At 63.3% G+C, this 23014-nt stretch carries 14 protein-coding genes and 2 pseudogenes; 6 read left to right on the top strand and 10 right to left on the bottom strand.

Features of this window, described 5'->3' with window-relative positions:
- Positions 1–4 precede the first annotated feature (4 nt).
- From EXN22_RS13385 to EXN22_RS13405, 5 genes are all read right to left on the bottom strand, one after another.
- Positions 5–850, bottom strand: a complete 846-nt coding sequence (locus EXN22_RS13385) for a DUF4434 family protein (protein ID WP_130264505.1) — start codon at positions 848–850, stop codon at positions 5–7.
- Positions 850–3825 carry an NfrA family protein gene (locus EXN22_RS13390; RefSeq protein ID WP_130264506.1) on the bottom strand — a complete coding sequence of 992 codons (2976 nt, stop codon included), beginning with the start codon at positions 3823–3825 and terminating at the stop codon, positions 850–852. The genes EXN22_RS13385 and EXN22_RS13390 overlap by 1 nt, the downstream gene beginning before the upstream one ends.
- The gene (gene nfrB / locus EXN22_RS13395) at positions 3822–5996 is read right to left on the bottom strand and encodes a cyclic di-3',5'-guanylate-activated glycosyltransferase NfrB (RefSeq protein ID WP_130264507.1); all 2175 of its coding nucleotides are present in this window, start codon (positions 5994–5996) and stop codon (positions 3822–3824) included. The genes EXN22_RS13390 and nfrB overlap by 4 nt, the downstream gene beginning before the upstream one ends.
- Positions 5993–7147 (bottom strand): non-hydrolyzing UDP-N-acetylglucosamine 2-epimerase, encoded by a 1155-nt coding sequence (gene wecB, locus EXN22_RS13400; protein WP_130264508.1) that lies wholly within the window; start codon positions 7145–7147, stop codon positions 5993–5995. Before wecB ends, nfrB begins: the two co-directional genes overlap by 4 nt.
- Positions 7148–7412: 265 nt before the next feature.
- Positions 7413–8297, bottom strand: coding sequence for a LysR substrate-binding domain-containing protein (locus tag EXN22_RS13405; RefSeq protein WP_165392210.1), 885 nt, complete (start codon positions 8295–8297; stop codon positions 7413–7415).
- A gap of 98 nt (positions 8298–8395) precedes the next feature.
- Here EXN22_RS13405 and EXN22_RS13410 point away from each other — a divergent pair, with 98 nt between their 5' ends.
- The 3 genes from EXN22_RS13410 (at position 8396) to yiaY (ending at position 11786) form a co-directional block, all read left to right on the top strand.
- Positions 8396–8824: a PACE efflux transporter gene (locus tag EXN22_RS13410; RefSeq protein WP_130264510.1), complete on the top strand. Its 429-nt coding sequence runs from the start codon at positions 8396–8398 to the stop codon at positions 8822–8824.
- Between the two features lie 179 nt (positions 8825–9003).
- Complete coding sequence (gene ilvA, locus EXN22_RS13415; protein WP_130264511.1) at positions 9004–10566, top strand: threonine ammonia-lyase, biosynthetic; 1563 nt, start codon at positions 9004–9006, stop codon at positions 10564–10566.
- Between the two features lie 71 nt (positions 10567–10637).
- Positions 10638–11786: an L-threonine dehydrogenase gene (gene yiaY, locus EXN22_RS13420; protein ID WP_130264512.1), complete on the top strand. Its 1149-nt coding sequence runs from the start codon at positions 10638–10640 to the stop codon at positions 11784–11786.
- A 52-nt stretch (positions 11787–11838) separates the two neighbouring features.
- Here the strand turns inward: yiaY and EXN22_RS13425 are convergent, their stop codons facing one another.
- On the bottom strand, positions 11839–13191 hold the full coding sequence (locus EXN22_RS13425; protein ID WP_130264513.1) for a GntP family permease: 1353 nt from the start codon (positions 13189–13191) through the stop codon (positions 11839–11841).
- 99 nt (positions 13192–13290) lie between these two features.
- Complete coding sequence (locus tag EXN22_RS13430) at positions 13291–13830, bottom strand: gluconokinase (protein ID WP_130264514.1); 540 nt, start codon at positions 13828–13830, stop codon at positions 13291–13293.
- 206 nt (positions 13831–14036) lie between these two features.
- Here EXN22_RS13430 and gntR point away from each other — a divergent pair, with 206 nt between their 5' ends.
- The 3 genes and pseudogenes from gntR to EXN22_RS26690 form a co-directional block, all read left to right on the top strand.
- On the top strand, positions 14037–15056 hold the full coding sequence (gene gntR / locus EXN22_RS13435; RefSeq protein ID WP_130264515.1) for an HTH-type transcriptional regulator GntR: 1020 nt from the start codon (positions 14037–14039) through the stop codon (positions 15054–15056).
- Between the two features lie 204 nt (positions 15057–15260).
- Positions 15261–15890: pseudogene (locus EXN22_RS26685) on the top strand (PAS domain-containing protein); the annotation flags it as partial.
- A gap of 153 nt (positions 15891–16043) precedes the next feature.
- Positions 16044–16475: pseudogene (locus EXN22_RS26690) on the top strand (methyl-accepting chemotaxis protein); the annotation flags it as partial.
- Here EXN22_RS26690 and EXN22_RS13445 read toward each other — a convergent pair.
- From EXN22_RS13445 to EXN22_RS13455, 3 genes are all read right to left on the bottom strand, one after another.
- Entirely contained in the window at positions 16450–19734 is a 3285-nt protein-coding gene (locus EXN22_RS13445; protein ID WP_130264517.1) for a transporter substrate-binding domain-containing protein, read from the bottom strand. The pseudogene EXN22_RS26690 and the gene EXN22_RS13445 overlap by 26 nt on opposite strands.
- 6 nt (positions 19735–19740) lie before the next feature.
- On the bottom strand, positions 19741–20355 hold the full coding sequence (locus tag EXN22_RS13450) for a response regulator (RefSeq protein ID WP_130264518.1): 615 nt from the start codon (positions 20353–20355) through the stop codon (positions 19741–19743).
- Between the two features lie 326 nt (positions 20356–20681).
- Complete coding sequence (locus EXN22_RS13455) at positions 20682–22928, bottom strand: FepA family TonB-dependent siderophore receptor (protein WP_130264519.1); 2247 nt, start codon at positions 22926–22928, stop codon at positions 20682–20684.
- Positions 22929–23014: the final 86 nt, after the last annotated feature.

The following is a 23014-nucleotide window of genomic DNA, read 5'->3' on the forward strand; positions in this document are numbered from 1 at the left end:
GGTTTCAGTGACCCGCCAGGGGCAATACTCCCTGGGCCCAGGGGCGATAGCGCAGGGAAAAAATCGCCCGCGCATGACAATCGGCACCGGCAGCGGGCGGCGCTGGCATTGCCGTGAAGGGCTGGCCGGCGGCGCTGGTCTGGCGAAAGGCTTCATTGACGATGCCGACAGTGCAGGGCAGGGCGTCGAGGTAGCCCTGGCGCACCAGGGGCGCCAGGCGCGCGGTGCCGGCACCGTCCTGCCACCAGACCTGCAGCTTGAGGCTGGCCAGTTGTTCCAGCCAGCGGGCATTGACGGCCGGGCTCAGGCGTCCGGCACTGAAGGCGCTCAGGTGCAAGGGCGCATCCAGGCGGCGGTTGAAATCTTGCAACTGGGTATACAGCGCCTGGCGGCGATCAGCACTGTGAAAGTGCAGGTCATCGAGTTCCATCGGCAGGTACCAGCCGGCCACCGGCAATTGCCAATCCTGGCGCAGGGTGCGCTGCTGGGCCAGGGACTTGCCCAACTGCGCTTTCCAGTAGGCGGCAAGGCCGACGCCGTCCAGTTCGTCGATGCGTTGGTAGTAAGCGGCATCCATGTGCAGCCCCAGCACCAGTTGCAGGCCTTGTTCGTGAGCCAGGCGCAGGCTGTTGGCCAGCCAGCCCCGGGCGCCGCCGAAGTCGCTGTCGCCGTAGGCAGTCCATTGCACGATCAGGGTTTTTCCGCCCTGGGCGCGGGTGGCTTGCCACAGTGCCTGCCATTGCGCCTGGCTCAGCTGCGCGTCACGGTTCAGGGGTTGATAGAACAGGCGTTCATCGGCCGTTGCCGGCAGGCTCAGAAGTAACAGCATCACAGCGATCAAGCGGCGCATCAGAAGTTCAACTCCGCACCCAGCAACACGCCATTGGCGTGTTCATAAAGATTGCCGCCCAGCGACTGCTGGTATTCGGCGCGTACTTTCAGCGAACCGCGATAGGCGTTGTAGCGGTCGTCATCGAACCACCACTGCCAGCGCAGGCCCAGGCCGGTGCGCAGGTCCTGGCGCCAGTCGTTGCTTGGGTCCTGGCTTGAGAACTCGAGAAACCCATAGGGCATCAGGGTTTGCGGTGAATTGCCGGACAGCTTCCAGGTATGCCCGCGCTGGTAGCGCGACAGCCACTGGTGATCGCCGGCGCGGGTCCACCAGGCGGCGTCGAGGTAGAGAAAGCGCTCGTCCCACTCGTCTTCATCAACCCGCCAGTCGTTGCGCCATTTGCCTTGATCAAGATAGGAGGCGGTAGCGCGCAGCAGCAAATCGTTGCTCGACTCGGCATGGCCGCGCAGGTCGCCATAGTTGTCGCCAACTTTACTGGGGCTGAGCAACTGGCCCAGGCTCAAACCTGCGTAGTGGGTGTCGTCGATCTGGCGCTGGTGATATAGCTCGGTGTACAGGTTCAGGTTGCTGGTGCCCAACGGCTTGTAGCGCAGGCCGACGCCTGTGCCCATGCTTTGCGCGTAGTCGTTGCGGCCACTGCCGCCAAACAGCACCCGGCCATAGACCGAAAAGGTGCTGCCGTTGCGGCTCGGTTCTTCACCCAGGGCGTGGTCCCACATTGCCAGTTGCACGTTCTGCGAGGCGGCGCGGCGATCCTTGCGCTCGTCGCGAAAGTTGTCGTTGGTCGACACCCCGGCTGGCGACCAGGTACTGGCCAGGGTGAAGCTGTCGCGTCGCGACAAGGCCTCGTGGGCGCGGCGCTGGCGGTACTTGCGCGCCTCCAGGCTGCCGAACTGGTCATCACCGTCGACCAGGTCCTGCTCGAGATCCAGTACCCGGCGCAACTCCTTGCGCGCCGCTGCGCTGTTCTCATCCTCGGCATAACGCCAGGCCAGGGTTTCGCCCAGGCGGTAATCCTCGGGGAAGTCGTGTGTGGCGCGTTCAAGGTGGGGGATCGAACGGGCGCGGGTGGCTTGCTCTTGGGAACCTGCCAGGCGCATGCCGTAGTCGGCGCGATAGCGCGGTTGATCCGGCGCCCTGCGCACCGCTTCGGCCAACCAGGCAGTACTTTGCGCTAGGTCTCGATCCTGGGCGGCGGTCACTGCGGCGGCGTAGTAATGGTCGGCGCGGGGCTGGTGCTTGAGTGCCTCGCGTTGGTAGTCCATGGCTTCGTTGATCTGGCTCTGGCGTTGGGCAATGGCTGCGCCTAGGGCCCAGTCATCGGCCGTCAGGTGCTGCGCCTTTTGCCAGTATTCGTCGGCCAGGTACGGATTGTTGGCGTTAAGGGCGCTGCGCGCGGCGGTGAGGCGGGCATTGTTGCTCCACTCGCTGTCAGCCAGGTTCTTCCATAGCGGTTGCGCGGCATAGGAGTCGCCCGAGGCTTCCAGGGCATAGGCCAGCGGCAGACGGCTGCCCGTATCGCCCAGGCGCTCGGCGGCCTGGTAATAGACGACCGCTTCACCGGGGCGCTCGGGCATGGCGCAGCGGCCCAGGGCGCGCAGTTGGCCGACCTCGGTAGGGGTGGCGGGAATCGCCTGGCGAACGGCATCGCACTGGCCGTTTTCGGCCAGGCGCGCCAGCAGCAGGGCGCGATTGGCCGCGTCGACCCGTGGGATCAGGCCACTCATGCGTCGGCTGTCCAGCGGTGCGTCGGCCTGGCTGTAGAGCCCGGCCAGGCGTTGCAGCAACGGTTGTGGCAGGCGACCCTGATGGCGGTCATAGGCTTGTTCGAGCAACTGCCGCACATGGGCGTCGCGACCTTGCTTGAGCTGCAGGAAACTCGCTTGCTCAAGGGCTTGCAGGTCGCCGCTCTGGCGGTACAGACGCTCCCACATCGGCCCGGTAAGGGCCTCGCCACTGGCGCCTTGCAGGCGCTGTTCGAGCACCAGCCAGGCTTTACGGTCTTCATCGGCTCGGCAGCTTTTGAACTGAGCGCGCGCCGCCTGGGGGTCGTGGCGCGAGAGCCAGTCGGTGGTTTCCAGGCAGGGCCGCTGCAAGTCGTTGCTCAGGCGCCGGACCAGCTCGGCATCATTACCCTGGCGGGCCAGCTCCCAGAGTTGCTGGCGACTGGCCGGGTCTTGCAGGTCCTGTTCCGGTAGCGACTGCAGCCAGCGCTGGGCCAGCCCCGCATGGCCCATGGCGATCGCCCGGTTGGCCATGGCCAGGCGAGTCTGGCGGGCGATCTCGGGCGAGGGCGCTTGTTTGAGCAATTGTTGCAGCGGCGCTTCGTCCAGGCGCTGGACATAGGCATTGGCCAGGCGTTGCCAGTCTTTCGCCGGCAGTTCGTCGCGCTCGGCCAGCGGCGCCAGGGCGGCGATGGTCTGGGTCCAGTTGTGCAACTGCTCGGCCCAGGTGGCTCGGGCCATGCGCAGGATGTTGTCGTCGCCCTGGGCCGGCAGGTGGTTGAGCCAGTCCAGGGCCTTGGCTGCACCGCCAAACTTGGCCAGGCTCAAGCTGTATGCCTGCCACAGGCGGATGCGCGGGTTCAGGCCGCTGTTGGCAATCCAGTGTTCAACCCGGCTCGCAGCGGGCGGGTCCTGTTCGATCCAGGTCAGGCGCAGTTCCAGCAAGGCGTCGCTATCGCGGCTGTCAGCGGTTTCGGCCATTTGCTCGGCCTCGCGGTAACGCCGCTGGTGGGCCAGGGCCTGGATCAGCAGGGCGCGGGCTTCGCTGTTGTTGGGCACTCGTTCGAGCAGGTGGCGGGTCAGGCGTTCGACCTCTTTCCAGTTGTCGGCCTTGGCCTCGCGGTAGCTGCGTTCAAGGTAGGGGTAGCTGCGAAAGCGTTCGAAGTCGGTCAGGGGCGCGGCCAGGCCATGCACGGTGTACAACGACAACAGCAGGCTGGCCAGCGTCAGTGGCGGGCGCAAGCTCATGCCACCTCCCGGGTCAGGTCATAGGCGGCTTGCTGTTCAATGACCTGGTCGGCGAGGGCGCGCTGCAGCACGTTTTCGCTGATGATGCCGCGGGCGATCAGGTGCTCGCCCAGGGACATGTGCTCAGGGTTGAAATCAATCAACGCCTGGTTGAACAAGGTGCTGGGGATTATGCCGCGCACCTGCAACAGGGTGCCGAGCATGATTTGGTGATGACTGACCCGCTCAAGCAACGCGGCATCGTCCTGATGCTTTTCGAGAACCGCGAGCATGTGCCGGGTCTCCTCCTTCTGCCAGGGGCTGGGATAGTGGTAACGCAAGCCGAGGGTAACCCGGCCCTGGGGCGCCAGGCGGTAGTGCACCGGGCGCTTGAGTTGACGGCTGATGACCCCGAGGGACACCTGGCTGACCGGGGTCTCACTGGCCAGGATCAATGTATCGCCGTTTTCCGCTACCGGTAGCACCCCGTAGTGCACGGCCAGGCGGCGGGGCAGCAGGGTAATCAATTTGCGCTCAAGTTTGAATGGATTTAACGGGGCCCAGGGTAAATCGAGCTGTTCGGCCAGGTTTTGCACCAGTTGTTCGCTGTCGAGCAGCCCGCGCAGCAGCAACTGGCGGCCCAGGCGCCGATGCACCGGGCTGGTGATCGCCGCCTGCAGTTGCTCGTCCGTGATCAGGCCCTTGGCTACCAGGTGCTGGCCCAATGGCGTGCGCATCGGCGCCCCCAGCGCCGGGAACTCGTGGGTGGTCTTGTCCCAGGCCACGCGCCGCGAGTCGCCCATCTGCATGACCTGGTGCAGGGCGCGCAGGTTGGCGAAGAAATTGACGAAGTTGCTCCACATCATCCGTGGCGCCGACAGCAGGCCTTCGCCGATGCCGTAGTAGCGGGTGACGAAAAAGCCACGCTGGAACAGGCGATTGATCAGCAGCAGGCCGTTGAGCCAAAGCAGTGTGGTCAGCAGTGGGCTATCGCTGAGGATCGACGCAAAACGCCAGGCATTCGGGGCGATCAGGGTGACCAGCCACATGGCAATCAGCACCAGCAACAGCAGGTTGACCAGAAAGCTCAGCAGGTAGGCGAACAACCCGCGGCGGTCGCGCCAGAGAAAATAGTTGAGTGCGCCCGTACGGCTCCAGCCCAGGTTGCGGGTGCCCTGGAAAACGATGCCGACAATCCACCGCGACTTTTGCCGGATTGCATGCTGCCAGTCGCGGGGAAAGTGTTCGCGCACGCAAATCACCTGGGCGAACTCGCGGCTCATGCCCCACTGCCAGTCGCGCTTGAGCGCCAGTTGCGGGTCGGTCATCGAATAGCGGGCGAAGATGCACTTCATGCCCTTTTGCTTGAGGCGAAAACCGATGTCGTAATCTTCGGTCAGGCTCTGCACATCAAAGGCAATGCCGTCGCCATCCTCAAGCAGGGCGCTGATCGCCCGGCGGCTGAAGCAGGTGCCGACGCCAGCGCTGGGAACCTGGCCGGTGAGGGCCTCGCGGACAATGACGTCCTTGCCGTGGTTCTCGGCGAATTCGTCGACATAGTGGCCGGCGGTGAAGCCGTGCCAGCTAGGGGCGAAGGGATACACCGGGATCTGGATCATGTCCTTGTTGGGCAGCAGGTAGTTGTACAGCCGCAGCTCCATGGGCGAGATCACGTCTTCGGCGTCATGCAGGATGAAACCGGCAAACTCGATGCGTGCGTCCTGCTGAAAACGCAAGATGGCGTCGATGATGTTGTTCAGGCAGTCGGCCTTGCTGGTCGGCCCGGGCCGTGCGCACACCACCTTGTGCACGTTGGGGTAGTGCAGGCACACGGCATCGACGTCGGCCTGGGTCTGTGGGTCGTTGGGGTAGGTGCCGACGAAGATCTGATAGTTCTCGTAGTCGATGGTCGAGGCCGCCAGGCGCGCCATCTCGCCAACCACGCCGACCTCGTTCCAGGCCGGGACCATGATCGCCAGGGGCTTTTCCTTGACCTCGAACAGGCGTTTCTCGTCGGCCTTCTCATACTTGTCGTAGATGCGAAAACGGCGGATCAGCTTGCGGCCCCAATAGACGATGTCGATGAACAGGTCATCCAGGCCGAGCAGGAACATCAGGCAGGCGAGGGTGATGGCCAGCAGCTTGAGGCCGAACAAAACATAAGTAAGAAAGTCGACCCAGGCCAGGCTCATGGTTGTGCAGGCTCGCTGGCGTTCTCCTCCAGCCAGCGGCTCAGGCGCTCGGCGATGCGTTCGCTGGCATGCCCGTCACCGTAGGGGCTGAACACCCGGCTCATGCGCTGGTAGGCGTCGTTGTCATCGAGCAGGCGGCTGGTTTCCTTGACGATACGTTCGGTCTGGGTGCCCACCAGCAGCACCGTCCCGCCTTCCAGGACCGAAGGCCGTTCGGTGACCTTGCGCAGTACCAGCAGGGGTTTGCCCAATGCCGGCGCCTCTTCCTGGACCCCGCCCGAGTCGGTGAGGATCAGATAGGCGCGGCTCATCAGCCAGACAAAGTGCTGATAATCCTGAGGGGCGACCAGCAGGATGTTCGATTGGTGCGAGAGCACCCCGTACACGGCCTTTTGCACCTGCGGGTTGAGGTGCACCGGGTAGACGAACTGCACGTCCGGGTAGCGCAGGGCCAGCTCGGCCAGGGCCAGGCAGATACGCTCGAAGCCCTGGCCGAAATTCTCCCGGCGGTGCCCGGTGATCAGCACCATGCGCTGGTCGTTGCGCAACTGCGCCAGGGGCGATTCGGGCGCCGGGTGCCATTGGCTGTTGTGCAGGTGCTCACGCATCCACAGCAAGGCGTCGATCACCGTGTTGCCGGTCACTTCGATGTTTTCCAGCACCACACCTTCGCGCAACAGGTTGTCACGGGATTTAGTGGTGGGCGGGAAGTGCAGGTCGGCAATCACCCCGGTCAGGCGCCGGTTGGCTTCTTCCGGCCAGGGCGCCTTGAGGTTTCCGGTGCGCAAGCCTGCTTCGACGTGGCCGATGGGGATCTGCCGATTGAAGGCAGCAAGCGCTGCGATGAAACTGGTGGTGGTGTCGCCGTGGACCAGGACGATGTCGGGCTGCACGCGGGCGTAAGCGTCGTCGAGTTGATCGAGCAACTGGCGCGACAAACCGTTGAGGGTCTGGTTCTGGGTCATCACCTGCAGGTCTTCATCGACGCTCAGGCCGAAGTCCTGCAGGATTTGCTGGAGCATTTCCCGGTGCTGGCCGCTGGAGCAGATATTCAGCTCGATACCCGGCCACTGGCGCAGCACCCGGGCTAGCGGCGCCATCTTGATCGCTTCGGGCCGTGTGCCAAACACCATCATGACTGTGTACGCCATAGTCCCGCTCCTCGTCTGTCCTTTAGAGAGAAGTTGTACGTTTTGCCAAACTTGTAGGATTTAGATACAAGCAGCAGAAGACAGGCTTGTCCAATGAGCCGGCCCAAACCTGTGGGAGCGGGCTTGCCCCGCGATTGCCATAGGTATCTACACATCTCTAGCGAGTCAGCCTATTGGTTCTGGATAAGCACACATGCGCAGACCACCCCTGAGCCCTCTTCATAGATCATGATTAGAGATGTGTAGATACCGATGCCGCGATTGCTCAAGGCCTCAACTGATGTTCAAGCCAGTCCAGAAATACCCGCAGAGCAGGCTCACGCTCACGCCCCGGCAACCACACTGCGCTGTACTGCGCCGCTGCCAGGCGCACGTCTTCGCGCCAGGGTTGCAGCAGGCCCTGGCGGACGCTGTCGGCCGCCAGCACATTGCTGGCCAGCACCAGCCCATAACCGGCGGCGGCCGCCTGCAGGGCAAAGTGTTCATCGTCGTAGTGGTGAATGCGCGCCCGATGCAGCCACTCCTGGCATCCGGCCATGGCACACCAGCGGGCCCAGTCGATGACCAGGCCATTGACTGCCGTCCATGGCACCGCAAGCAACGACAGTGGCAGGTGTGCAGGCGGTTCCTGCCAACCGGGTGGGGCATAAACCGAAAAATGTTCCGCCAGCAACGGCAGGCGTTGCAACCCGGGGTCGGGATTGAATTCGGCGCGCAAGGCCAGGTCGAAACGCTGGTCGCGGTGCAGGTCGACCACATCACCGCCGGTCAGCACCCGTACCTGGATATCGCCGTGTTGGCGATGGAAGGCGCCCAGCCGCGGGATCAGCCACAAGCTGGCAAACGCCGGAGTCGTGGTCAGGGTCAATTGCTGGCGATCGCAGGGTGGTTGCAGGTCAGTCAGGCTGCGCTGCAGGTTTGCCAGGCCCTGATGCACCTGGATGTACAGGCGCTCACCGGCTTCACTGAGCCTGACACCCTGTGCGCTGCGTACAAACAAGCGCAGGCCCAGATGGGTTTCCAGGCGTTTGATCTGATGCGACACAGCCGCCGGTGTGACTGCCAGTTCGTCGCTGGCAGCCTTGAAGCCGCCCAGGCGGGCCGCCGATTCGAAGGTGCGCAGAGCCGTCAGCGGCAGTTTGGCGAACACGGTGCTCAAGCCAGTTGAGGGAGGCTCAATTTAGCTCAATTGCTGCCCTGCCTCAACGCCGCTAGGGTAGGGCCTGGTTCAATCACTGGGAGCCTTTCATGCAAGGCAAGAGGCGCAAGGTCGTCCAGGCCATTCTCTACGAAATCATCGCCGTGCTGTGTGTGGCGCCGGTGTTGTCCTGGGTCTTCGATGCCAGCATGGCCCACTCCACTGCGCTGTCGTTGATTCTCTCGGCCGTGGCCCTGGCCTGGAACATGTTCTACAACTGGGCATTCGAGTACTGGGAAGCCCGCCAGGCCTTGCGCACACGCACGGTGTGGCGGCGCTTGATCCACGCCCTGGGTTTTGAAGGCGGCCTGGTCCTGATCCTCCTGCCGGTGGTCGCCGGTTGGCTGCAGATCAGTCTGTGGGCCGCACTGCTGACCAACCTTGGTTTGTTCGCCTTCTTCTTCGTCTATGCCTTCGTGTTCCAATGGGCCTTCGACCGGCTGTTCGATGTGCCGGACTCGGCCCGCGAACCGGCTTGACTTTGCCAGGCCGCCTGCGCTAGTTTCGCTGGAATGAACACTTTCCTGCAGTTGCCTCAGCACAGCATTATTACCGCCATTATCGTTTTGGCGGGCTAGCTGGCACTTGCACCTAACCCGCCCTGGAGGCGGGTTTTTTCTCTCTCTCCTGGGCACTTTAAAAAAACCAGGAGTCACTGATGACCAGCCTTGCCGTTAGCCCTCGCACACCGTCCGCTGCGCTGAACCTGCTGTCTGATTACGTGCGGCGCATCCTTGCCGCCCCGGTGTACGACCTGGCGATCGAAACGCCCCTGCAAGCGGCGCCGGCCTTGTCGCGCAGCCTGGGCAACCAGGTGCTGCTCAAGCGTGAAGACCTGCAACCGACCTTTTCCTTCAAGATCCGCGGCGCCTATACCCGCCTCAGCCGCCTGACCCCGGCCCAGCGCCAGCGCGGGGTGATCACCGCCTCGGCCGGCAACCATGCGCAAGGTGTCGCCCTGGCCGCTCGCGAGCTGGGTATGCGCGCCACCATCGTCATGCCGACCACCACCCCGGAGCTCAAGATCCAGGGTGTGCGCTCCCGGGGCGGCGAGGTGGTGCTGCACGGCGAAAGCTTCCCCCACGCCCTGGCCCATGCCCTGAAGCTTGCGGACAGCGCAGGGGCGACCTTCGTGCCACCCTTCGACGACCCGGATGTAATCGCCGGTCAAGGCACCGTGGCCATGGAAATCCTCCGCCAGCAACCGGGCGAATTGAACGCGATCTTCGTACCGGTCGGAGGCGGCGGTTTGATCGCTGGCATCGCCGCCTACGTCAAATACCTGCGGCCTGAGGTCAAGGTGATCGGCGTCGAGCCACAAGACTCCAACTGCCTGCAAGCGGCCATGGCCGCCGGTGAGCGGGTGGTGCTGGCCCAGGTCGGCAGCTTTGCCGAAGGCGTGGCGGTGGCGCAGATCGGTGCCCACTGTTTTGAGCTGTGCCGGCATTATGTCGATGAGGTGATCACGGTCAGCAGCGACGAGCTGTGCGCGGCGATCAAGGACATCTATGACGACACCCGCTCGATCACCGAGCCCTCCGGCGCCCTGGCCGTGGCCGGGATCAAGAAGTACGTGGCGCGTGAAGGTGTGCAAGGCCAGACCCTGGTGGCCATCGACTCCGGCGCCAACGTCAATTTCGACCGCCTGCGCCATGTCGCCGAGCGCGCCGAACTGGGCGAGCAGCGCGAGGCGATCATCGCCGTGACCATCCCCGAGCAGCCGGGCAGTTTTCGGGCCTTTTGCCAGGCCCTGGGCCGACGGCAGATCACCGAGTTCAATTACCGCTACTACCCGGGCAAGGAAGCGCGCTTGTTCGTGGGCGTGCAGACCCACCCGCAGACCGATCCCCGCGAGCAGTTGCTGGCCGGCCTGCGCGAGCAGGGCTACAGCGTGCTGGACCTGACCGATAACGAGCTGGCCAAGCTGCATGTGCGCCACACCGTGGGAGGGCATGCCGGCCCCGGGGCGGACGAGCGGGTGCTGCGCTTCGAATTCCCCGAGCGCCCGGGGGCCTTGCTGGGCTTTCTCGAGCGCCTGGGCAAGCGCTGGAACATCAGCTTGTTCCACTACCGCAACCACGGCGCCGCCGAGGCGCGGGTATTTGCCGCACTGGAAGTGCCGCACGAGGAACAGGCCAGCCTGCCCGAGGCGCTGGACGCCATGGGCTACCGCTACTGGGACGAAACCGACAACCCGGCCTACCGGCTGTTCCTCGGCTGACTCAGATCAACACGCAGCAGGGCAGACAGGCAGATCCTCAAGGCACAGGTACATTGCATGAGGATCTCGCCATGAGCAGCACGTTTTTCATCCCCGCCGTCAACATCATGGGCATCGATTGCCTCGAAGAGGCGATGGCTGCCATTGCCGGATACGGCTTGCGCAAGGCCTTGATCGTCACCGACGCAGGCTTGGCCAAGGCCGGGATCGCCGAGCGCATTGCCGAAATGCTGGCGATGCGCGACATCGATTCGGCAATCTTCGACGGCGCCAAGCCCAACCCGAGCATTGCCAACGTCGAGCAGGGTCTGGCACTGTTGCAGCGCGAGCGTTGCGATTGCGTGATCTCCCTGGGCGGCGGCTCGCCCCATGACTGCGCCAAGGGCATTGCCCTGTGCGCCACCAACGGCGGGCATATTCGCGACTACGAAGGTGTCGACCGTTCGGCCAAGCCGCAACTGCCGTTGATTGCCATCAACACCACCGCCGGCACCGCCAGTGAGATGACCCGTTTCTGCATCATCACCGACGAGGCGCGCCACGTGAAAATGGCCATCGTCGACCGCAATGTCACGCCGCTGCTGTCGGTCAATGACCCGGCGCTGATGGTCGGCATGCCCAAGGGGCTGACCGCCGCCACCGGCATGGATGCGTTGACCCATGCCATCGAGGCCTATGTATCGACCGCCGCCACACCGATCACCGACGCTTGCGCGATCAAGGCCATCGAGCTGATCAGCGCCAACCTGCGCCAGGCCGTGGCCGACGGCAGCGATCTCAAGGCCCGGGAGAACATGGCCTACGCCCAGTTCCTCGCCGGCATGGCCTTCAACAACGCCTCGCTGGGGTACGTGCACGCCATGGCGCACCAGTTGGGCGGCTTCTACGACTTGCCCCACGGTGTTTGCAATGCGGTGTTGTTGCCCCATGTGCAGCGTTTCAACGCCAGCGTCAGCGCGGCGCGGCTGCGTGATGTGGCCAAGGCCCTGGGGGTGGACGTCGGCGGCATGAGTGCCGAGCAAGGCAGCGACGCGGCGTTGGCGGCCATCGAGCAGTTGTCCCAGGCCATTGATATCCCGCCGGGGTTGGCGGTGCTGGGGGCCAAGGAGGTGGATATTCCGACCTTGGCCAGCAATGCCCTGAAGGATGCTTGTGGCCTGACCAACCCGCGGGTGGCCAGTCAGGGCGAGATCGAGGCGATCTTCAAGGCAGCCTTTTAGCCCGCTCCCACAGAGGTTACTGTGGGAGCGGGCTTGCCCCGCGAAGAGGCCCTCAAACCACCAGCGACAACAGCATGATAAAGATGATCCCGACCACCGAAAGGATGGTCTCCATCATGCTCCAGGTCTTGAAGGTCTCGGCCACGGTCATATTGAAGTACTGCTTCACCAGCCAGAAGCCGGCATCGTTGACATGGGACAGAATCAACGAGCCGGCACCGGTCGCCAGCACCAGCAACTCACGGTTGACCCCCGGCATCATGCCGATCACTGGCGCAACGATCCCGGCGCCGGTAATGGTCGCCACCGTCGCGGAACCTGTGGCGATACGAATCACCGCCGCCACCAGCCAAGCCAGCATTATCGGCGATATCTGGGCCTGTACAGCCATCTGCCCGATCACATTGCCGACCCCGGTATCCACCAGCATCTGCTTGAAGCCACCGCCCGCACCGACGATGAGGACAATCGCCGCGGTTGGCGCCAGGCTCTGGTCGAGCAGCTTCATGATCTGCTGGCGGGAAAATCCGCGCGCCGCACCAAAGGTGTAGAAGGCCAGGAGCAGGGCGGCGAGCAGGGCGCTGATCGGGTGGCCGATCAGGTCCATCCACTGGCGCACGATATGCTCGGCAGGCAAGACCACGTCGGCGAAGGTTTTGAGCAGCATCAGGAACACCGGCAGCAGCACGGTGATCAAGGTGATGCTGAAGCTGGGCAGGTTCTGCTGGTCGGACTCGCGGGCGATCTGGTCCATCAGCTCCTTGTTCGGGTTGCCCGGGATGTACTTGGATATGAAGTTGCCATACAAGGGGCCGGCGATGATCGCCGTGGGCAGGGCGACGATCAGTCCGTAGAAAATGGTCTTGCCGATGTCGGCATTGAAGATGCCGATGGCCAGCAGCGGCCCCGGGTGCGGTGGCACCAGGCCATGGACCACCGACAGCCCGGCCAGCAGCGGAATACCGATCTTGATCAGCGACACCCCGGAGCGCCGGGCGACGATGAACACCAGTGGAATCAGCAATACGAAGCCGATTTCGAAGAACAATGGAATACCGACCAGGAAGGCGGCGAACATCATCGCCCAATGCACCTTCTGCTTGCCGAAGGCGCGGATCAGTGTCTGGGCGATCTGGTCGGCTCCGCCGGAGTCGGCCATCAGCTTGCCGAGCATGGTGCCTAGGGCAAGGACGATGCCGACAAAGCCGAGCACCCCGCCAAAGCCGTCCTGGAACGATTTCATCACCTTGGCCACCGGCATGCCCGAGGTCAGGCCGAGAAAGCCGGCCGCCAGGGTCAGGGCGACGAAAGGGTGGACCTTGAAGTGGGTAATCAGCAGCACCAGGCCGATGATGGTGACCACTGCATCGAGCAGCAGGTAGGTATCAGTTGCCAAACCAAACATGGTTCAGTGCCTCGTATTGTCATTTTTGTGGGCGGAACTTTTGCAGCGTTTACGGGTTGAGACAGCGCTATCTTTGGTGAGCCGAGAAAACAGCCCGGGTCAGGCCGTTCGCGCCAGCAGCGGCTCACCGCAGGGCTTTAGCCACTGGTCTACCTCGATGGCCAGCTTGTCCACCGGCAGGGTGGCGTCCAGGGGCAGGGTCAGCGCTTCGCCATTGGGCCGTTCCAAGGCGGCGAACTGGCTGTCGATCAGGCTGGCGGGCATGAAGTGGCCAGGGCGGGCCAGCACGCGCCGGCTGGCTTGTGCGGGGGTGAGATCGAGAAACACGAAGCCCAGGTCCGGCACGGCGTGACGCAGGGCGTCGCGGTAGCGCTTTTTCAGGGCGGAGCAGGTGAGGATGGGCCGTTCGCCGGCCTTCAGGCACGCTTGCAGTTCCTCGCCCAGGCGAATCAGCCAACCGGCACGGTCGTCGTCGTCCAGAGGGATGCCGGCACTCATTTTCTGGATATTGGCAGCGGGGTGGAAGTCGTCGCCTTCGATCAGGCGACCGCCGCTCAAGCCTGCAATGGCAGCACCGACGTAGCTCTTGCCACAGCCAGCGACGCCCATGACCACAATCGCGGAGAGGGGTGGGTTCATCGGTACCTCCTGCAGGGCAAGATAGCGCTATCTTGAAGCGAGGCGGCTAGAGCCTCGGGCGCTTCCCACCCAGATGTTATTGATTTTGTAAAAGCAGTCTGGATGCTCATTCCTGGCCTCATGCAGTTTTGCATTGCCTGTGGTCTGAGACAGCGCTACCTTAGTGCCCGTTCCCCATTCTTTGCAAGTCGAAAATAAAACCCGTCATGACCCGCATCGGCTCTCGTACTACCGGACGTCCTACCCTGGCTGAAGTGGCCAGGCTTTCCGGGGTTTCCCCGATCACCGCTTCTCGTGCATTGCGCGGGATCAGCACGGTTGCCCCGCAGCTGGTGGAAAAGGTCCAGGTCGCCGCTGCCAGCCTCGGCTACGTGGCCAACCCGGCAGCCCGGGCCTTGGCCTCCAAGCAGAGCCAGTCGATCGTGGTGCTGATCCCGTCGCTGTCCAACCACCTGTTCATCGACACCCTCGAAGCGATCCACGAGGTCATGCGCCCGCGTGGCCTTGAAGTGCTGATCGGTAACTATCACTACGATATCGCCGAAGAAGAGAACCTGATCCGCAACTACCTGGCCTACCAGCCGCGCGGCATCCTGCTCACCGGTTTCGACCGCAGCGACGCCGCCAAGCAGCTACTGGCGAGCAGCGGTGTGCCGTGTGTACACATGATGGAATTGGGCGGGGAAGCCCAGGCGATGTCCGTGGGGTTCTCCCAGCAGCAGGCGGGCAGGGCGGCAGCGCGGCATTTGCTTGAGCGCGGGTGCAAGCGCCCGGGCTTTATCGCAGCCCAACTCGATCCGCGGGTGATGCAGCGTGCCGAAGGCTTTCGCCAGGCCCTGGCCGAGGCCGGCCTGGATGCCTACGGTCGGGAAATGCTCGCCCCGCAGCCGTCCTCGATCGGCCTGGGCGGGGAGCTGTTTGGCCAGATGCTGAGCCGCCACCCGGAGATTGACGGCATCTTCTTCTGCAACGACGACCTGGCCCAGGGCGCGATTCTTGAAGCCATGCGCCAGGGCATCAGGGTACCGCAGCAGGTGGCCATGGTCGGTTTCAACGACCTGCCGGCGTCAGCGCACATGGTTCCGCGCCTGACCTCGATCCGCACCCCGCGTGCCGCCATCGGCCGCTGCGCCGCCCAGGCGTTGCTGGGCCTGCTCGATGGCAAGCGTGGGCAGCCACAATGCCAGGACCTGGGCTTTGAACTGGTGGTCCGCGAAAGCAGCTGAAACCGTCAGTCGGCGGGCTCAATACGGTAATGTCAGAGTGCTTGCATGGCACCCGTGGCCATCTATGCTCAGCAAATCCCGAGCATGGAGTGTTGCAAAATGTTTGATTTGCATCGCAAGTCCGATCTGGCCGAAATCGAGCGTTGCACCCAGGCCCTGGGCCAGATGACCGCCAAGCTCGCCGCGATCAGCCGCTCCATGGCGATGATCGAGTTCAGCCCCGACGGGATCATTCTCGACGCCAACGAGCATTTCTGCAAAACCATGGGCTACGGCGTCGAGGAAATCCGGGGCAAACACCACCGGATCTTCTGCGAAGAGGCGTTCAGCAAAAGCGAGGAGTACCGCCAGCTATGGCGTGACCTGGGCCGTGGCGAACCGCGCAGTGGCACCTTCGCCCGCATCGACCGACAAGGCCATGAGATCTGGCTCGAAGCCAGCTACATGCCGGTGTACGGCGCCCAACAGCATGTCACCAGTGTGATCAAGGTGGCCTCGGACATCACCCAGCGGGTGGTGCACGAGCATGAGACCCAAAGCCTGATCAACGCCATCAGCCGCTCCATGGCGATGATCGAGTTCAGCCCTGACGGCAAGGTCCTCACCGCCAACCAGAACTTTCTCAATACCATGCATTATCGCCTCGACGAGGTGGTGGGCCAGCACCACAGCCTGTTCTGCCACAAGAGCGAGAGTGAGTCGGCTGCCTACAAGGCGTTCTGGGCCTCGCTCAATCGTGGCGAGTACCATTCCCATCGCTTTGAGCGGGTCAACAAGCTGGGGCAGATGGTGTACCTGGAGGCCTCCTATAACCCGATCTTCGACACCCGAGGGCGGCTGTACAAGGTCGTCAAGTTCGCCAGTGACATCACCCAACAGGTCAGCACGCAACAGACCGCCGCCGAATCGGCCCACGCCACCTCGGTGCAGAACGATGCCTGCGCGCGCAAGGGCTCGCAGGTGGTGCAGCAGACGGTGCAGGTCATCGAGGAAATCTCCCAGGACCTCAACGCCGCCGCACGCAGCATCGATGCGGTCAGCAAGCAGTCGGAGCTGATCGGGCAGATCGTTCAGACCATCCGCGGCATTGCCGACCAGACCAATCTGCTGGCACTCAACGCCGCCATCGAGGCAGCCCGGGCGGGTGAACACGGGCGCGGCTTTGCCGTGGTTGCCGATGAAGTGCGCAACCTGGCGGCGCGCACCAGCAAGGCGACCCTGGAGATTGTCGAAGTGGTGCGCCAGAACCACGACCTGTCGCTGACCGCGGTGGCCAGCATGCAGTCGAGCCTGAGCCGTACCGGCCTGGGTGTGGAGCTGGCCAATGAGGCCGGTGAGGTGATTCTGGAGATCCAGCAGGGTTCGCAGCATGTGGTCGATGCGATCAGCCAGATCAACTCGACTTTGCAATTGCACTGACCCGCTGCTTGAGCTGGCCGTCGAAGGTCTGCAGGCTTGCCTCCAGGGCCGTGGCCAGTGCCTGCAGTTGCTCGATGGCGGCATCGCCCACGCAGGCTTGCTCAAGCGCTTCGCAGCGTTGCACCAGGCCACGGGCCTTGAGCATCTTGGCGCCGCCCTTGATGCGATGGGCCAGGGCGCGCAAGGCATCGCGCGCCGGCGTCGGGCCCAGGGCGCGCAGGGCCTGGAGGTCGTCACGGTTGCTTTGCGCCAGTTGCCGTAACAGGCGTTCGATCAACTGCGGGTCGCCCAGGGTCAGGTGCTTGAGGTTGTCGATATCGAAGCCGCTGGCATGTGCCTCTGGCTCAGGGGCGGGTGCCGGGCTGGCAATGCCGATCAGATGGCGGCGCAATTCATTGAGCCCGATCGGCTTGAACAGACAATCATTCATGCCGCTGGCCAGGCAACGCTCGCGTTCCTCGGCCTGAGCGTTGGCCGTCAATCCCAGGATCAGGCCAGCGCGGCGTTGTTGATGGTGTTCTTCGCTGCGCAAGCGGCGCGCCAACTGATGGCCATCCATGCCGGGCATGTGGCAATCGGTGATAACCACATCGAACTGCCCTTGGCGCCACAGCACCAGTGCCGCATGAGCGTCGTTGGCCTGACTGACCTGGTGGCCAAGGACACTGAGCTGACGTTCGAGCAACATGAGGTTGGCCGGGTAATCGTCCACCACCAGTATGTTCAATACGGCGTCGGTCAGCGGCTGCTCGATTTCTTCCCGTGTGGCTTGGGCCAAGGTCGCCACCGGCAACTGCAACTCGATGTCGATCCGCGTACCGACGCCCAAGGTGCTGGTCAGGCTCAGGCGACCGCCCATCAGTTCGCACAAAGTGCGGCTGATCACCAGCCCCAGGCCGCTGCCCTGGCGTGCGGGTTGCTCACCCACCTGGACGAAGTTATGAAACAGGCGCGCCTGGTCTTCGGCGCTGATGCCGATGCCGCTGTCTTCCACGCTCAGCAGTACCCGGCGTAGCTGTCCGGGCTGCTGCGGGCCATAGCGCAGAGTGACGCTGACCTGGCCTTGTTCGGTGAACTTCAGCGCATTGCCGAGCAGGTTCGACAACACTTGCTTGAACCGCAGCGGGTCAACCAGCACGGCTTCGTCGATGGCTTGCAGGTCGCTGCGCAGGGCCAGGCCCTTGAGCCGCGCATTGCCTTCGAACACCCGCACGGTGGCGGCGACCAGCGTGCTCAGGTGGGTGGCTTCGGTGTTCAGTTGCATGTGCCCGGATTCGATGCGGGCGATATCGAGAATGTCGCCGATCAGCGCCAGCAGACCGTTGGCCGAGTCGAACGCCACCTGAAGCGAGGCACGGTCGGCGCGGCCCTGTTCAGCGTCCCTGACGGCAAGCTCAAGCAGGCCGATCACCGCGTTCATTGGCGTGCGGATCTCATGGCTCATGGTCGTCAGGAAAGTGCTTTTGGCGCGGCTGGCATCCTCGGCCTGATCCTTGGCCAGGCGCAGCTCTTCGAGCAGCCGCTTGCTGAACCCAAGCTCATGTTGCAGTGCCTGCTCGGCCTTGCTGCGTTGGCGGATCAGGTGGCGCAGGTAGCGGTTCCAGAACACCGCCGCGGCCAGCACCAGGCTTGCGACGATGAGAATCTGCCAGATCAGCGAGCGATAGTTGTACCAGGGGCTGTCGCTGATCAGGGCATTGGTGCGCCAGCGGTTGGTCAGCTTCGCCAGCTCATCGGGCGCGATACTGAGCAAGGCCTTGTCGATGATCGCGTGCAATACCGGCTCATCCAGGGGCGTGGCAAAGGACGAGGTGAGCGGTTGGTCGCCGTATAGCGAGGCGATACGCAGGCGGTCCTTGAACAGGCGGCTGATGAAATAGGCGGCGTTGATCCGCGAACTCAGCACCAGGTCGACCTGTTTGTGTGCCAGCGCCTCCATCAAGGCCAGCGGGTTATCGACCTCGACCAGGTTCAGCGATGGGTAGCGTTGCAGCAACTGCGCCTTGAGGGGCGAGTCGCGAATCACTGCCAGACGTTTGCCGGCCAGTTGCTCGGGTGGCTGCGCCGGGTCGCTGTCGCTGCGGCTGACCAGGACCCAGGGGTCGACCAGGTAGGGCCGGGTGAAATTGACCTGGGTAGCCCGTTCGGGGCTGTAGATCAGGGTGCTGGCCAGCTCGGCCTTGCCCTGTTGCAGCAGGCTGATCATGCCAGCCCCGGCGTCGGCCTCGACGAACTCGAATTTAAGGCCGGTGCGCAGGCTGATCTGTTCCAGCACATCGACGGTAATACCCCGCGGCTGTTGCTGGTCGTCGTTGAAGTTCAAGGGTGCGAAGTACTTGTTGACCAGCACCCGAACAATCGGGTGCTGGTCGATCCAGCGGCGTTCGTCGGCGCTCAGGTTCAGGGCGCCGCGATCGAGCAGCATGCTGGTGCTGCCGCTGCTCCAGCGGCGCAGGATGTTCAGGCGTTCGGTTTCACTGGTGACACTCAGCGAATGGTCGAGCAAGCGCAACAGCACCGGGTTGTCGCGGGCCAGGGCGAAGGCGAAGGTTTCGCGCTCGTGTTTGACGAAGTGGGAGATGTGCACGCTGTCCTGGAAACTCTTGCCAATCAGGTAGTCGCTGCTGATGGCATCGCCAAGAAAGGCGTCGGCCTGGCCAAGGGACACCGCCGAGAGGCCGGCCATGGTCGAAGAGTACAGCTGCAGACGGGCTTTGGGGTAGAGATGCTTGACCTCGTCATCGGGCAGGTAGTGGTCGACCATGGCCAGGCGCACGCCGTCCAGCTCGTCGTCGACCGCGCGGGTCCTGCCCTGGGGCGTGACGATCACCGGCAGGTCATCGGCATAGGGTTGGCTGAGCACCAATTGGGCATCGGCGGCCTCGAAGCCGTTGGAGCTGCCGAGCAGGTCGATGGCCCCGGCGTGCAGGGCGTCGATTGCCGCTTTGCGGCTACTGTAACGCCTGACTTCAAGCGGTATTCCCAGCAGTTCGCTGATCAGTCCGGCGTAGTCGGCTGTCAGGCCTTCATAGTCGAACTGGCTGGCATTGATATCAAAGGGCGGGTAATCCGGGCTTGAGGTGCCCAGGCGCAGTACGCCTTTTTCTGTCAGCCAGCGCCGGTCTTGGCCTGACAGTGCTACGCCTTCGCCGCCGCTGAGTGAGCGGGCCAGTAGGGTGCGCGGTTCGCCAGGCTCGCTGGCATGCGCAGCCGGCAGGCAGCTGAACAACAGGGCCACAAGGGTAGCGCGAAGGTTCATGGGGACTCAGATCACGTTGTTGCGATGGGTCAGCCCCATAAGATCGACCAAGGACCCAACCTGAAGTTTCTCCATGATCCGGCTTTTATAGGTGCTGATGGTCTTCGGGCTGAGGTGCATACGTGCGCCGATTTCATTGTTGGAGTGGCCTGCGGCGAGGCGGCGCAGCACTTCCATCTCACGCGAAGACAGGCTGGCCAGGCGTTGCTCTTCACTGCCCAGCGGGCCACGGTTGGCCGACATGTCGGGGAAGGTCGAGTAGCCTTTGATCATGGCTTTCAAGGCGAAGATCAAGGCTTCCAGGTCTTCGTCCTTGTGCACGAACGCCGAACTGCCGGCATCCAGGCAGCGACGGGCGAACAACGGCGCGGGCTGGCCGGTGAGCACCATGATCTTGGGGGTGTGGTCCATCAGGTGCAGGCGTTTGATCACGCTCAGGCCATCAAGACCGGGCAGGCCGATATCGAGAATGACCACGTCCGGGCGAAGCTCGCGGGCCATCTGCACGGCGGCAACGCCATCGCCGGTTTCACCGACGATCTCGTAGCGTTCGCGCTCAAGCAGCATGCGCACCGCAAGACGAATCGTGGGGTGATCATCGACGATCAGTACCGTAGGCATTTTCGCAACTCCTTGACGAAGAGATAAGCCGTTTCCTGAGTCATTCAGGAAGACGGGTCGGGCCGGAGCCGGCGAGCCGCCAACGATACGTCGAATCAGGGTACAAAAGTATAGGAAGTATAGAAGTGTTGAAAATTTTGGTATGGATTGTCGGAAATTCCTACACATGACAACTACCCTGGTGGGAGCGGGCTTGCCCCGCGATAGCGTTGTGTCAGTCACATCGCTATCGCGGGGCAAGCCCGCTCCCACAGAGATCGCGCAAGCTTTTTAGATTTTCATCAAGACAGTTGCTCCCACCGGGTCAACTGCCCAGATTTTTTACATCAGAACGAAGTGGTAAACGAGGCGAAGTACGCCCGGCCCGCTTCGTTGTAAGTCAGGGCCCCGGCTTCATCCGAGTTGCCTTCACGGTACAGGCGCTTGTCGAACAGGTTGTTCACACCCACGCGCATGCTCAGGTTCTTGGTGAACTCATAACCCCCGCTGATGCCGACAATGCCATACGGATCGACGTCCTTCTGCACCTTCTTGTCCAGGGTTTCGTTGGCCCGGGCGTTGTAGGTCGGCGCCTCCTGCTTGCCGTAGTAGGTGCCGTTGAGCTGGAACGACAGCTTGTCAGTGACATTCCAGTCCAGGGTCGAGTTGACCGTGTACTCGGGGATGATGCTCAGCGGCTCGCCGGTTTTCTTGTCCTCGGACTCGATCATGTAGGTGAAGTTGGTGTTCCAGTCCAGGGCTGGAGTCAGCTCGACGAACAGGTTGCCCTCAACCCCTTGCACCACCGCCTTGCCGGTGTTTTCCCAACGCAGGATGCGACGGCCGTTGGGCAGGCGGAACAAGGTGTCGTTGCCGGCCTCGATCTTGTTCTTGTAGTCGTTGCGGAAGTAGGTCGCGCTGGTGCGCCAGGTGCCCTTGTCGTAGGCCAGGCCCAGCTCCTTGTTGACGCTGGTTTCCGGTTCGAGGTTGGCATTGCCCAGCAGGTAGCAGCCGCCATCGTTGACTTCGCTGGAGTTGCAGCCGGCACCACGGCTGTACAGCAGGTAGTTGGGGTTGGCCTGGTACAGGTTCGGGGTTTTATAGGCGCGGGCAATACCACCCTTGATGCTCAAGGCTTCGGTGATCTGGTGCGAGGCGTTCAGGCTCGGGCTCCAGTTGTCGCCGTAGTCTTCATGATGATCCAGGCGCAGGCCCGGGGTGATGATGGTGTTTTCGCCGACTTCGATGTTGTCTTCGGCATACAGGGCAAAACTGCGCGCCGTGGACTTGGTCTGGGTGCGATCGAAGTTTGGCAACTCTGCGCCCGGGTCATAGCTTTGCGGGCGCAGTGAGCCTGGGTCGTTGAGCGACTCGTAGAGGTACTCGCCGCCCAGGGTCAGCACCTGCTCAAGGCCCATGCTCAGGGGCAGGTTGACCTCGGCGGTGGCGCGGGTGTTGCGCAGGCGCGACTCGAAGCGCCCGGCACTGCCTGATGGCGCGCCTTCACCCCAGCCGGCCAGGCCTTCGTTGAGGCGGCCGTTGCGGGTCAGGTCGTAGGACAAGGACGCAGTGGAGGTACCCCAGTCGTAGTCGCCGCGGTGGGTGACGGCGAAGCTTGAGCGCTGCATCACGTTGGTTTCCTTGCCCACCTGGCTTTCGACGAACTCGCCGCCGGCGTTGAGCATGGTGTCACCGGCGAAGATATTGCCCTGGCGGCTGTAGCTCGATTCCAGGTCGACGGTGTTGGCCGGGTCGATCTTCCAGCTCAACATGCCGTTGATATCTTTGTTGCGTACGCCTTCGCGGCCGGCCATCAGCGAACCTTCAGTGGCCTGGTGCGCCGAGTTGATCTTCATGTCATCGGCGTCGGTCTTGTTCAGGTTGCCATACACGCGAAAGATCAGGCTGTCGGTCAGCGGCCCGCTAAGGCTGAAGTTGACCCGCTTGCCGGTGCCTTCGGAATCATCCTCGGGCAGCATGGTGTACAGGGTCATGGAGCCGCGCAGGTCCTGGGTCGGGCGCTTGGTGATGATGTTGACCACACCGCCCATGGCGCCGGAGCCGTAGCGCGCGGCGGCCGGGCCGCGAAGGATCTCGATGCGTTCGACTTCTTCGGCCGGTACCCAGTTGGTTTCGCCGCGGGTGTCGCGGTCGCCGCTCCAGCCGTAGCGCACGGCGTTGCGTGAAGTGGACGGCTTGCCGTCGATGAGGATCAGGGTGTTTTCCGGGCCCATGCCGCGCAGATCGATCTGGCGGTTGTTGCCCCGGGCGCCGCTGCTGCTGTTGCCGGTGAGGTTGACCCCGGGCTCGCGGCGGATGATATCGGAGAGGTCATTGACTGGTGGGCGCTTCTTGATGTCTTCAGCGGTGATGATCGACACGCCGGGCGCTTGCTTGAGCTCCTCCTCGGCGGTCCCCAGCACCCGGGTGTTCTCAAGCTCGATGGCCTGCCGACTGCCGGCCACGGGCAGGTCGGTGGGCTGCACCTGGACTTCGTCCGGTTGCAGCTCCAGCGGGGCCGCGGCGAGTGCCGTGGAGCCCAGGGTCGCCAGCAAGGCAATGCTTATGCGGCTGAGTTTGAAGCGCGACGCCATGTCAAATCTCTCCTGAAACAAAGGGTGAGCGGGCTGGACGGAAAGGCCAGGTTCGCTCGGGAGTCGAGAATGATAAGAATTACCAT

Origin of the sequence: Pseudomonas tructae (assembly GCF_004214895.1) — a bacterium.
GTDB lineage: Bacteria > Pseudomonadota > Gammaproteobacteria > Pseudomonadales > Pseudomonadaceae > Aquipseudomonas > Aquipseudomonas tructae.

Bases quoted from the DNA above. Each gene is read 5' to 3' on its own strand.
- EXN22_RS13410 (WP_130264510.1), top strand. From the start codon at position 8,396: ATGCAAGGCAAGAGGCGCAAGGTCGTCCAGGCCATTCTCTACGAAATC.
- wecB (WP_130264508.1), bottom strand. From the start codon at position 7,147: ATGGCGTACACAGTCATGATGGTGTTTGGCACACGGCCCGAAGCGATC.
- nfrB (WP_130264507.1), bottom strand. From the start codon at position 5,996: ATGAGCCTGGCCTGGGTCGACTTTCTTACTTATGTTTTGTTCGGCCTC.
- EXN22_RS13445 (WP_130264517.1), bottom strand. From the start codon at position 19,734: ATGAACCTTCGCGCTACCCTTGTGGCCCTGTTGTTCAGCTGCCTGCCG.
- gntR (WP_130264515.1), top strand. From the start codon at position 14,037: ATGACCCGCATCGGCTCTCGTACTACCGGACGTCCTACCCTGGCTGAA.
- EXN22_RS13390 (WP_130264506.1), bottom strand. From the start codon at position 3,825: ATGAGCTTGCGCCCGCCACTGACGCTGGCCAGCCTGCTGTTGTCGTTG.
- EXN22_RS13450 (WP_130264518.1), bottom strand. From the start codon at position 20,355: ATGCCTACGGTACTGATCGTCGATGATCACCCCACGATTCGTCTTGCG.
- EXN22_RS13425 (WP_130264513.1), bottom strand. From the start codon at position 13,191: ATGTTTGGTTTGGCAACTGATACCTACCTGCTGCTCGATGCAGTGGTC.
- ilvA (WP_130264511.1), top strand. From the start codon at position 9,004: ATGACCAGCCTTGCCGTTAGCCCTCGCACACCGTCCGCTGCGCTGAAC.
- EXN22_RS13385 (WP_130264505.1), bottom strand. From the start codon at position 850: ATGCGCCGCTTGATCGCTGTGATGCTGTTACTTCTGAGCCTGCCGGCA.
- EXN22_RS13430 (WP_130264514.1), bottom strand. From the start codon at position 13,830: ATGAACCCACCCCTCTCCGCGATTGTGGTCATGGGCGTCGCTGGCTGT.
- EXN22_RS13455 (WP_130264519.1), bottom strand. From the start codon at position 22,928: ATGGCGTCGCGCTTCAAACTCAGCCGCATAAGCATTGCCTTGCTGGCG.
- yiaY (WP_130264512.1), top strand. From the start codon at position 10,638: ATGAGCAGCACGTTTTTCATCCCCGCCGTCAACATCATGGGCATCGAT.